The organism is Methylobacterium sp. WL64 (genome assembly GCF_008039945.1).
In the GTDB taxonomy this organism is placed as follows: domain Bacteria; phylum Pseudomonadota; class Alphaproteobacteria; order Rhizobiales; family Beijerinckiaceae; genus Methylobacterium.
This window is the reverse complement of sequence record NZ_VRVA01000003.1, coordinates 188666-199865: the sequence shown is the minus strand read 5'-3', so window position 1 is coordinate 199865 and position 11200 is coordinate 188666. Positions and strand designations below refer to the sequence as shown.

12 protein-coding genes are annotated in these 11200 nt (G+C 69.8%); 9 read left to right on the top strand and 3 right to left on the bottom strand.

The window, feature by feature from the left end; translation table 11 throughout:
• The first annotated feature begins 175 nt into the window (after positions 1-175).
• From FV242_RS03175 to guaA, 8 genes are all read left to right on the top strand, one after another.
• Positions 176-619, top strand: a complete 444-nt coding sequence (locus tag FV242_RS03175) for a CHRD domain-containing protein (RefSeq protein ID WP_147937908.1) — start codon at positions 176-178, stop codon at positions 617-619.
• Between the two features lie 377 nt (positions 620-996).
• Positions 997-1335, top strand: coding sequence for a hypothetical protein (locus FV242_RS03170; protein ID WP_147907745.1), 339 nt, complete (start codon positions 997-999; stop codon positions 1333-1335).
• 539 nt (positions 1336-1874) lie between these two features.
• Positions 1875-2780: an aldo/keto reductase gene (locus FV242_RS03165; RefSeq protein WP_147937907.1), complete on the top strand. Its 906-nt coding sequence runs from the start codon at positions 1875-1877 to the stop codon at positions 2778-2780.
• Positions 2770-3513, top strand: coding sequence for an NADPH-dependent F420 reductase (locus tag FV242_RS03160; RefSeq protein ID WP_147937906.1), 744 nt, complete (start codon positions 2770-2772; stop codon positions 3511-3513). Before FV242_RS03165 ends, FV242_RS03160 begins: the two co-directional genes overlap by 11 nt.
• Positions 3514-3520: 7 nt before the next feature.
• A complete protein-coding gene (locus FV242_RS03155; protein ID WP_147937905.1) occupies positions 3521-4867 on the top strand; it encodes an NTP/NDP exchange transporter in 1347 nt (448 codons plus the stop codon).
• Between the two features lie 100 nt (positions 4868-4967).
• The gene (locus tag FV242_RS03150) at positions 4968-5348 is read left to right on the top strand and encodes a hypothetical protein (protein ID WP_147937904.1); all 381 of its coding nucleotides are present in this window, start codon (positions 4968-4970) and stop codon (positions 5346-5348) included.
• Positions 5345-5764, top strand: a complete 420-nt coding sequence (locus FV242_RS03145; protein WP_147907750.1) for a hypothetical protein — start codon at positions 5345-5347, stop codon at positions 5762-5764. The genes FV242_RS03150 and FV242_RS03145 overlap by 4 nt, the downstream gene beginning before the upstream one ends.
• 153 nt (positions 5765-5917) lie before the next feature.
• Positions 5918-7474 carry a glutamine-hydrolyzing GMP synthase gene (gene guaA, locus FV242_RS03140; RefSeq protein ID WP_147907751.1) on the top strand — a complete coding sequence of 519 codons (1557 nt, stop codon included), beginning with the start codon at positions 5918-5920 and terminating at the stop codon, positions 7472-7474.
• A gap of 30 nt (positions 7475-7504) precedes the next feature.
• On the opposite strand, the gene FV242_RS03135 is transcribed toward guaA, so the two are convergent.
• From FV242_RS03135 to tsaA, 3 genes are all read right to left on the bottom strand, one after another.
• Positions 7505-8116 (bottom strand): LysE/ArgO family amino acid transporter, encoded by a 612-nt coding sequence (locus FV242_RS03135; RefSeq protein ID WP_147937903.1) that lies wholly within the window; start codon positions 8114-8116, stop codon positions 7505-7507.
• A gap of 275 nt (positions 8117-8391) precedes the next feature.
• On the bottom strand, positions 8392-9084 hold the full coding sequence (locus FV242_RS03130; RefSeq protein ID WP_147937902.1) for a GDSL-type esterase/lipase family protein: 693 nt from the start codon (positions 9082-9084) through the stop codon (positions 8392-8394).
• Positions 9081-9539 carry a tRNA (N6-threonylcarbamoyladenosine(37)-N6)-methyltransferase TrmO gene (gene tsaA, locus FV242_RS03125; RefSeq protein WP_246692416.1) on the bottom strand — a complete coding sequence of 153 codons (459 nt, stop codon included), beginning with the start codon at positions 9537-9539 and terminating at the stop codon, positions 9081-9083. The genes FV242_RS03130 and tsaA overlap by 4 nt, the downstream gene beginning before the upstream one ends.
• 159 nt (positions 9540-9698) lie before the next feature.
• Between tsaA and FV242_RS03120 the strand changes: the two genes are divergently transcribed.
• Positions 9699-11192, top strand: coding sequence for an AMP nucleosidase (locus FV242_RS03120; protein ID WP_147937901.1), 1494 nt, complete (start codon positions 9699-9701; stop codon positions 11190-11192).
• Positions 11193-11200 lie beyond the last annotated feature (8 nt).

The window sequence follows — 11200 nt, the reverse complement described above, 5'->3', positions numbered from 1 at the left end:
GCCCATGCCCGCCCGCCGGGGCGCCCGCGTCCGTGACCGCCATCGCGCCCCCATCGGCCCACGCGGCCGGACATCTGTCCCAGGTTTCACGATAGCCCGATGGTCCGGGCGCCGCCGCCCCCTTATCTTGCGACACGTGGCCCCGCTTGAGGGCCACGCCGAAGCGGAGCGTCCGATGACACGCCTGTCCAAAACCGGTCTGATCGCCCTCCTCGCATGGTCCGTGCCGCTGGCGACCTCCGCGGTCCAAGCGGCCGGCGCCGGCACCCCGTACGCGGCGACGCTGAACAGCGGCAGCGAGGTGCCGGCGACCGATTCGAAGGGCACCGGCAGCATCACGGCGACCTACGATCCGGCCACCAAGCACCTGAGCTGGAACGGGACCTACAGTGGCTTGACCGGCCCGGTCACCGCCGCGCATTTCCATGGCCCGGCCGCCGCAGGCGCGAATGCCGGCGTCCTGGTGCCCGTGACCGCCACCAGCAGCCCGTTCTCCGGCGAGGCCACCCTCGACGATTCCAAGGCCGCCGACCTCGAAGCCGGCAAGCTCTACTTCAACCTCCACACCGCGGCGAATCCGAAGGGGGAGATCCGGGGGCAGGTCGAGCGCGCGCACTGAACGTCCCAAACGCCGGGAGACGCGGCTTCGCGCGGCAGCGCAGACCCTGTGCGACGGTGTGATCGTACACCGTCGGCGGCTCCGGCGGTCGATGATCTGGGCCGCGGATCTGGGCCGCGGTCCCCTTCTCATGTGCCGGGCGATCGAAGACCGCCCGGCCTCAAAGACGGGCGCGCGGTCGGGCAGGCTTCAGGCCCGGCATAGCTCCATGATCATGGCGAACGCGGGCGACGCGATCTCCGGCAGCGCGACAGCCTCGGCTGTGAAGAATCGCTGGATCGCTTCGCCATGCGGGACGACTACTTTTTAGCGCCTGCCGGGTGGCCCCTCCGGCAAATGACGCTTAGGCGGATTCTCCCGAGCAGCCGGAGGTGCCGATGAAGCAGATCGAGGCCATCATTGCGTGGACACCCGCCCGCTGGGCGGAGCTGCGGCCCGAGACGGCCGGGCAGATCGTGGTGCTGCCGGCCCCCGACACGGACGGTGCGGCGAAGCATTACATCATGCACGCGGGCGCGAGTTCCTCCGCGCTGGCGGCCCTGTCGGACGAGGCCCGGATCGCCCGCCTGTTCATCGATTTCCAGACGATCGTGGTGCGCGACGGGCTCGACCCGCAGGTCGTCCACCGCGCCTTCCTGGCGATCGACGAGTACCGATTCCGGATCGCGCCGGACACGGAGGGCGCCGAATTCGAGGACCCGCCCGAGGAGGATTAGCACCGCGCCTTGAAAACCGGGGCCACGCAGCAAGACCTGCGGCTGCGGAACGCCGACATCGTGACAACGGCTTTCCTCGCTTGGAGCGCCGGGCCTGCCCGCTCTCGACTTTACCGGCTAGAACGCGCGCCGTCGAAATGGAGGCCCGTTCGACGTAAGCGAGCGCGCGAAAGCTAGGACGCTAGATCTGCTCCCGATCGCAACGTAACCGGGACCAGCTCTGGCGTCCGTCGGATCGCGTTTCGCCGGAGTCTTGGACGGAGCAGCGATTTGCAGGGTCGCCTGGCGTTAGCGACTTGCCGCGCATCGAAGTGGCGCGATCCGGAGATCCCCCGGGATGCAACAGGGCGGGGCTGAGGCCGGAGACGGCCGGGCAGATCGCCATGGTGCCCGCGCGCGACGGTGCCGGACCGAGCGGACCCATTTCCGGACGTATGTGAAACCGGCCCGCCGCTCGCGCAAGCGTGAGAATAACGAATACACATCCGCGCAGCGTGCCCTATGTCCCGGTCGGGTTCCGACACCACCGGAGGCTGGCCATGCCCCTATCCCGTCGCGCCGTCATCGCGGCTGCCACTCTGGCGCCGCTCGCCGGCCGCTTGTCCTGGGCCGCGGAGCCACTGATCCGAAGACCGATCCCATCGACTGGCGAGATGCTGCCGGCGTTGGGGATCGGCACCTCCCGGCGCTACGAGGTCGAACCGAATGCCGAGGCGGTCGCGCCCCTGAAGGCGGCGGTGCAGGCTTTTGTGTCGCTCGGCGGCACGGTGATCGACACGGCGCCGAGCTACGGCACCGCCGAGGACGTGCTGGGCCTGATCCTGGCCGAGCCCGGCCTGCGCGAGAAGCTGTTCCTGGCCAGCAAGGTCGACACGCAGGGTCGCGACGCGACGCGCGCGGAGTTCGAGCGGTCGCTGAAGCGGATGAAGGTCGAAAGCCTCGATCTGGTGGCGGTCCACAACCTGATCGACGTGGACGCGAATCTCGCGGTCCTGCGCGACCTGAAGGGTACCAAGCGGATTCGCTATGTCGGCGTCACAGTCTGGCGGGACGGCCAACTCGACGCCCTCGAGGCGGTGATGAAGCGCGAGACGCTCGACTTCATCCAGGTGAACTACGCCATCGACAACCGGGCCGCGGCCGAGCGCATTCTCCCGCTCGCCGCCGACAAGGGCGTGGCCGTGATGACCAACGTGCCGTTCGGCCGGGATCGCCTGTTCAAGGCGGTGCAGGGCAAGGAGCTGCCCGCGGTGGCCAAGGATCTCGGCTGCACCAGCTGGCCCCAGGTCTTCCTGAAATACGTGCTCGGCCACCCCGCCGTGACATGCCCGATCCCCGGCATGGCCAAGGTGGCCTATGTCGAGGACAACCTTGCCGCAGCCCGGGGCCCGCTCCCCGACGCGGCTCAGCGTAAGCAGATGGAGACCTTCATCGATGCGGTCTGATCGCACCACGCGGCGCGCTGCGCTCGCCCTCGCCGCCGTCCTCATGACGGCCACCGCGGTTCCGGCCCTGGCGCAAGAGAGTGCCAAGAAAATACGGATCGGGGTGATCGGGGCCGGCAACATCGGCGGTACCATCGGCGGCCTCTGGGTGAAGGACGGCCACGAGGTGATGTTCGCCTCGCGCCATCCAGAGACCCTGGCGCCGATGATCGCGGAGCTTGGATCCAAGGCCAAGGCCGGGACGCCGGAAGAGGCGATCAAGTTCGGCGAGGCGGTGTTCGTCGCCGTGCCCTACAAGGCCTATCCCGACCTCGCGAAGGATTTGGCGGCGTCACTCTCCGGCAAGGTCGTGCTCGACGCCGGCAACGCCACGCAGAAGCGCGACGGCGCGCTCTACGACGAGGTTCAGGCGAACGGCATCGGGGCGACCTCGGCCAAGTATCTGCCGGGCGCCAAGGTGGTCCGGGCCTTCAACGCGGCCAACTACAAGGTGTTCGCGAAGGCGGGTGCGAACGGCGGCCAGGACCGCCAGGGCGGCCGGATGGCGATCCCGATCGCCGGCGACGATCCCGCGGCGCTGAAGGTGGCCGAGGTCCTTGTGCGCGATGCCGGCTTCGATCCGGTCGTCGTGGGCCCGCTCAAGGACGCCGACAAGTTCGCCATGGGGTCGCCCGGCTTCGGTCACGAGGCCACCGCCCCGGAGTTGCGCGAGAAGCTCGGGCTGGGGAAGTGACGGGCGCGTGCCTGAAACATCCGCGCCCCGCGGCCCGCTCGCGCGCCTGATCGACATCCGGCCCGGCGAGGGCCAGGCGCTCGCCTGGTCCTGGGCCTATATCTTCTCGATCCTGGCCGCCTACTACGTGCTGCGCCCGATCCGCGACCAGATGGGCGTGGCCGGGGGCATCGAGAACCTGCCGTGGCTCTTCACGGCGACGCTGGTCGGCATGCTCGCCCTGAACCTGCCCTTCGCCTACCTGGTGAAGCGCATGCCGCGGGCGCGGTTCGTGCCGATCACCTACCGGTTCTTCGCCGCCAACATCCTGGCCTTCGCGCTGGCCCTGTACCTGGCCCCGCCCGATTGGGGCATCTGGATCGGCCGGGTGTTCTTCGTCTGGCTGTCGATCTTCAACCTGTTCGTGGTCTCGATCTTCTGGGCCACCATCGTCGACGTCTTCTCGAACGACCAGAGTAAGCGCCTGTTCGGCTTCATCGCGGCCGGCGCGACCGTGGGGGCCATCACGGGCTCGGCCACCACCGCGATCCTCGCCAAGAACGTGCCGACCTGGGGCCTGATGCTCTGCGCGGTGGTGCTTCTCGAAGTCGCGGTGTTCTGCATGCGCGGGCTGGCGTCCCTGTCGGCGCGGCTCCACGCCGTTCCGGGCAGCGAGACCGTCAGCGACGGGCAGGACCGCACCATCGGCGGCAGCGTGCTGGCGGGCGTGACCCGGACCCTGGCGTCGCCCTACCTGCTCAACATCTCGCTGTTCCTGCTGCTGTTCTCGGTGACCTCGACCTTCCTGTATTTCGAGCAGGCCGGCATCGCCAAGCGGAGCTTCCCGGACCGGGGCGCACAGACCGCGTTCTTCGCCAGCGTCGATCTCGCGGTGAACGTGCTGACCCTCGGCGTGCAGCTGTTCCTGACCGGGCGGATCGTCAAGCGGCTCGGCGTTGGGATCACCCTGGCGCTGCTGCCGGCCTTCAGCGTGCTGGGCTTCGCCGCGCTCGCCGTCTCGCCCACCATCGGGGTGATCGTAGCGTTCCAGGTCCTGCGCCGGGCCGGAAATTTTGCGATTGCCCGCCCGATCCGGGAAGTCCTGTTCACCGTGGTTCCGAGGGAAGATCGCTACAAGGCCAAGAGCTTCATCGACACGGTGGTCTATCGCCTGGGCGATCAGGTCGGGGCGTGGTCGTTCACCGGAATCCAGGGGCTCGGCCTCGGCAGCACCGGGATCGCCGGGGCGGCGGTACCGCTCTCGGTGGCCTGGCTGCTCAACAGCCTATGGCTCGGCCGGGCCCAGGATCGCCGTCAGGCTGCAATGGACGAGCCTGCACCAGACCCCGCTGCCTTGCGACGCGACGCGCCGTAATCCGCCGCCACTGGTGCCGAAGGGGCCGCCGCGTTAAGCGGCGGTTTACCATGCGGCGCGAGATCTCGTGCTCAGCTCCGCAGGAGGGGGACGAGACGGCATGACGTGTCCGGCACAGCCCGGTCCGGGCTCGAAGGTCCGCGCCGCGGCTCTGCTCGTCCTGGTGGCGCTCGCCTCGGTTCCGGCCCGCGCGGAGGAGCCGCTGTTCATCCGCATCCGGCCGACGCAGGACGGCGACCGGACCGCCCGCGAGGCCCTGTGGGCGCGTCGTCAGGCCCATGCCCGCGCGGTGATCGAATCCGTCTGCACCGGCTGCCTCGGCGCCTGGAAACCGGAGCAGCCGGTACTCCCAGTTGCGACCCCCGGTCCCGCGCAGGCCAGGATTGCGGACCTTACTGCGCCGGCAGGGCTTGAAACCGACACCGGCTCCGGGGCATCCGAGCCAGCTTCCGATCCATCGCTTCCCGAGAGGCAACCATGACACAAGCGCATCCGACCAGCGGCGCCGAGCCCGAAGTCGATTGCCCCGTGAGCCTCGAGGTTCTGGGCGAGGTCTACCGGGCCGACGAGTTCGACCTTCCGATGATCCTGGAGCAGATCACGCCTCTGAAGCGCGCCCAGCTCGCCGCCTACCTCTACGGTAAGAGCCACATGCACAAGCTCGGCCTGAAGGTGGCCCGCTCCTGCGACCGCGACGACCTGATTCGGGTCGCCGGCGAGATCGGCTCGGTGATCCACGGCCAGGCGCACCTGAAGCCGGCCAAGCCGGCCCCCGTCGCCGCCCCGGAACTGCGCGCCAAGACCCTGCCGGGCCAGAAGAAGGTCAGCCTCGCGGGCGCACCGGCCAAACCCGCGATCAGCCTGGGCGGCTCGGCCAAGGTCCGCAACTTCGACTGACCGCGACCGGCGCGTAGGCCGTCCCGTCGGGCGCACGGCCCGGCGTCGAGCCGGCCGCGAGCTCTGCGCCCGGCGCGCGGCTCGCATCGTGATCCCCAGGCGGAGCCGGGCCCCTGCGTTGCGTGTGCCCCGGCCTTCGGATAATCGCCCGCGATGAACACCGACCACGACAAGATCCTGATCGTCGATTTCGGCTCTCAGGTGACCCAGCTCATCGCCCGGCGGGTGCGGGAGGAGGGGGTCTATTGCGAGATCGTCCCCTTCACGAAGGCCGAGGCCGCTTTCCGCGAGCAGAAGCCGAAGGGCGTGATCCTCTCCGGCGGCCCCGAATCGGTGACCGTCGAGGCGAGCCCCCGGGCGCCGCAGCTCGTGTTCGAATCGGGCGTCCCGGTCTTCGGCATCTGCTACGGCCAGCAGACCATGGCGGCCCAGCTCGGCGGCGCGGTCGAGGGCGGGCACCACGCCGAGTTCGGCCGGGCCGAGGTCGAGATCCTGGCCGATTGCCCGCTGTTCAACGGCGTCTGGCATACGGGCGAGAAATATCCGGTTTGGATGAGCCACGGCGATCGGGTCACCAAGCTCCCGGACGGCTTCACCACCGTGGCGATCTCGAAGAACGCCCCCTTCGCGGCCGTGGCCGACGCGGCGCGCAACTACTACGCGGTGCAGTTCCACCCCGAGGTGGCCCACACCCCGCACGGCGCCCTGCTGATCCGCAACTTCGTGCGCGACATCGCCGGCTGTTCCGGCGACTGGACCATGGGCGCCTACCGCGAGGAGGCGATCGCCAAGATCCGCGAACAGGTCGGCGCGGAGAAGGTGATCTGCGGCCTGTCCGGCGGGGTCGATTCGGCCGTCGCCGCGGTGCTGATTCACGAGGCGATCGGCGATCAGCTGACCTGCGTGTTCGTCGATCACGGACTGCTCCGCCTGGGCGAGGCCGAGCAGGTCGTGGCGCTGTTCCGGGACCATTACAACATCCCGCTGGTCCACGTTGAGGCGAGCGGCATGTTCCTCTCGGCGCTGGAGGGCGTCAGCGACCCGGAGGTCAAACGGAAGACGATCGGCCGCCTGTTCATCGACGTGTTCGAAGCGGAATCGAAGAAGATCGGCGGCGCGGCGTTCCTGGCGCAGGGCACGCTCTACCCGGACGTGATCGAGAGCGTGTCGTTCACCGGCGGTCCGTCGGTGACGATCAAGAGCCACCACAATGTCGGCGGCCTGCCCGAGCGCATGAACATGAAGCTCGTGGAGCCGCTGCGCGAGCTGTTCAAGGACGAGGTCCGGGTGCTCGGCAAGGAACTCGGCCTGCCCGACGCCTTCGTCGGCCGCCATCCGTTCCCGGGTCCCGGCCTGGCCATCCGCTGCCCCGGCACGATCACGACGGAGAAGCTCGAGGCCCTGCGCAAGGCCGATGCGATCTATCTCGACGAGATCCGCCAGGCCGGCCTCTACGACACGATCTGGCAGGCCTTCGCGGTGATCCTCCCGGTGAAGACGGTGGGCGTGATGGGCGACGGCCGCACCTATGACCACGTCTGCGCCCTGCGCGCCGTGACCTCGGTGGACGGCATGACCGCCGACTTCTACCCATTCGACATGGCCTTCCTGGGCCGGGTCGCAACCCGGATCATCAACGAGGTGAAGGGCATCAACCGGGTGACCTACGACATCACCTCGAAGCCGCCCGGCACGATCGAGTGGGAGTGACGGGCGCGCTTCGCAGCGATCGAACGACCGCTATGAACCCCCGCTCAGCAGCAGCTCGGCCGCGATCACCCACATGGTGATCGCGATCCCGCCTTCCAGCACGCGCCACGCGGCCGGCTTGGCGAACAGGGGCCGGAGGATCGCGGCGCCGTAGCCCAGCGCGAAGAAGAACGCGACCGAGGCGCTCATCGCGCCCGCCGCGAAGGCGGGTTCCTGGCCGGGGAAGCGCGTCGAGATCGATCCGATCAGCAGCAGCGTGTCGAGATAGACGTGCGGGTTGAGCCAGGTCAGCGCGAGGCAGGTCGCAAGCGTCCGCCCGAGGCCGGCGGCGGATCCCGGGGCGGGCCGCAGCGCCTCGGTGGCTGCGAAGGCCGACCGGAGGCTGCGCGCGCCGTACCAGATCAGGAAGGCCGCGCCGGCATACAGCATCGCCGGCCGCAGCCACGGGGCGAAGACCACGAGGCTCTTGAAGCTGGTCACGCCGACCAGGATCAGGAGCGCGTCGGACGCCGCGCACGTGGCGCAGACCAGCGCGACATGCTCGCCGCGCAGGCCTTGCCGCAGCACGAAGGCGTTCTGGGCACCGATGGCCAGGATCAGGCCGGCGCTGACGGAGAACCCGGTCAGATAGACGTCGAACACGCGGGGTTACTCATCGGAGGTCGAACGCTCTTGGCGCTGTCGGCGCGGTATGCGTTCAAGAGCCAGAGATTGTCCAAGGTCATCGCTACGAAGCCCGCCGACACGGTGAGCGCCGCGAATCGTCCCTGCCCGGCGCCGTGTCATCCCCTGTGATGCTGACCGGGGTCACGTCGCTTCACACCTGATGACGGGGCGGAAGGCCGAGATTCACACGCAGGAGCCGCGGGACCGAGTTCCGAGGCTCGCACAAGCGATCACCCGCCTTCCGCGAATGCTCACCGCGCGCACAGCACCGGCTCCAGCGCCGCCATCGCCTGCCGGAACGCCGCCAGGTGCAGGCCGTCCCGGAGCGCTCCGGGCTTGGCGTAGCCTGTCTCGCCGTCGCGCAGCGGCGCGAACGGGTCCGCGAAGGTGCATCCGAGGCGGGTGCAGAGCGCGCGCAGCCGGTGCGAGTAATCCGGCACGGCCGCCGCATCGAGGAACCGGCCGCTCTCGCGGCCGATCGGGGGCAGGGCGGTCACCACCACGCGGGGGCTAGCCGCCTGAAGCCGTTTGACGAGGGCAACCACATGCGCCTCGAACCGCGAAGCCGCCTCGGCTGACCGTGGGGCGTTCTTCGCGAGGATGTCGTTGGTGCCGATCGTCAGGGCCGCGACCTTGGGCGCATGGTCGAATCGCAGCCCGGCGAGGTGATCGAGAAGGGCGGCGGCGGTCGCACCGCTGAAGCCGCCGTTGACGAGGTCCAGGCCGCAGGGCCGCTGGCTTCCGGGCTGCAGCTCCACCTGGGAATCGCCGGCCCAGAACACGTAGTCCTGCGGCGCCTCGTCCAGGCTGACCTGGACGGCGATGCCGCGCATCACCGCGTAGGCCCGGGCATCCACGGCGGGCTTGTGCAGATGCCAGCCGGCGAGGGCTCCCAGCGCCAGCAGGGCCAGCGCCGCGAGGATCGCGAGAAGGCCCCGCCTCACGGCTCGGCGCCGGCCCGGTCGACCCGCGCCTCGGGCCGCGAATCGGTCGTCGCGTAATAGGGCTTGATGTCGAGGAGCGGCGTTCCGTCCAGGCAGTCGAGCCCGCGGACCTGCAGGGTGTCGCCCGCGCGGCTGATCAGCGCGACGACCGAGAGCGCGATCGGGTTGGGCCGGGCGGGGGAGCGCAGCGCGAACGTGCCGCGCGGCCCGTCGGCGTGGCGCGGCTGCTGAACCACGAGCCCCCGGGTGGCCTGGTCCATCCAGTAGAGCAGGATGAGGTGCGTGCAGCCGGTGATCGTGAGCAGGCCGGGCGCATAGGCTGGATCGACCTCGACGGTGCAGACGGCGTCGGTCTGCAGCCCGTTCTTCGGGCAGTCCCGGCGCGTACGCCACGGCGTCCTGAGGCGGCCGATGAAGTGGAGGCCGGCGTCGAATGCGGCGGGCAGGTCCGCCATCTCCTCGCCGGGACGGATCCCGAATTCGTCCGCGCCGCTCAAGGAACCTCCGCGCCCTCTCATCCCGCGCCGGTTCTCGGTCAAGCGCCGTCCGGCCGCAAGCCCGGGTCGCGCGCGCACGCTCCGCGGTGTAGATCCGAGCTTGCGACGGGAGGGTTCATGATCGAGCGGGAATTGCGGCCGATGCAGGCCGTGGCGGATGCGGAGAGCGCAGTCGATCGCCTGGTCGAGCTCTATGACGGCGCCGCCGACGCCTTGCGGCAGGCGCTGGAGCGGTACCTTGCGGGCGGTCCTCCGCCGGACGCCACCGAGCGTCTCGCGTTCCGCTATCCCGAATTGCGGATCAGCTATCGCCCCGCCGGCCCGCTGCCGCGGGTGCGCCGCGCCACCGCCAAGCTCCAGGCCGCCGGCACCTACGCCACCACGGTCACGCACCCGGCCTTCTTCCGCCACTATCTCACCCGGCAGCTGCAGCCGCTGATCGACGATTACGGCATCCAGATCGAGGTGGGCCTGAGCGCACAGGAGATCCCCTATCCCTACGTGCTGGAGGCAGGGCTCGACGCGCGCGGGAGCACCGTCGACGGCGCCGAACTCGCGACCTACTTCCCCGTTCCGCTGCTGTCGCTGGTGGGCGACGAGATCGCCGACGGGACGTTCGATCTTGTGGACGGCGAGCCGCTGCCTCTGGCGTTGTTCGACGCGGTGCGGGTGGATTACTCCCTGCGCCGCCTGGTCCACTACACGGGGTGCGACTGGCGCGAGGTCCAGCCCTGGATCCTGCTCACCAACTACCACCGCTACGTCGATCAGTTCGTCCGGCACGGGCTGGAGCGCCTGGCTTCCGGCGCGGAGGGTTTCGAGCGGCTGGTGCTGCCCGGTGGCCTGTCGGTGAGCCGGGCGGAGGCCGCGACGGCCGATCCCGCCGCGGTGATCGCCGCTTCGCCCTGGCACCGCCACCAGATGCCGGCCTATCACCTCGTGGCGCGCGGCGCCGATGGCACCATGCAGGGCACGACGCTGGTCAATATCGGCGTCGGCCCCTCGAACGCGAAGACGATCACCGATCACCTCGCCGTCCTGCGCCCGGATTGCTGGCTGATGGTCGGCCATTGCGGCGGCCTGCGCCAGTCGCAGACCATCGGCGATTACGTGCTGGCCCACGCCTATCTCCGGCGGGACCGGATCCTCGACGAACTGGTGCCGCCGGACGTGCCGGTGCCGGCGCTCGCCGAGGTGCAGGTCGCGCTCCAGAGCGCCGCCGCCTCGGTGACCGGCGAGCAGGCGGAGGCTCTGAAGCGCCGGCTGCGCACCGGCACGGTGGTGACCTATGACGACCGCAACTGGGAGCTGCGGTTCAGCCAGGAGCGCCGGCGGATCAACCAGTCGCGGGCGATCGCGGTGGACATGGAGAGCGGCACGGTGGCGGCGCAGGGCTTCCGCCTGCGCGTGCCGTACGGGGCGCTGCTCTGCGTCTCCGACAAGCCGCTCCACGGCGAGATCAAGCTGCCCGGCGCGGCGAACGCGTTCTACGACCGGGCGGTGTCGGAGCACCTGCGCGTCGGGCTGGCGGCCCTCGACGCGCTGCGGGCCGACCGGCACGGGCTGCATTCGCGCAAGCTGCGCAGCTTCGACGAGCCGCCGTTCCGGTAACCCGCCGG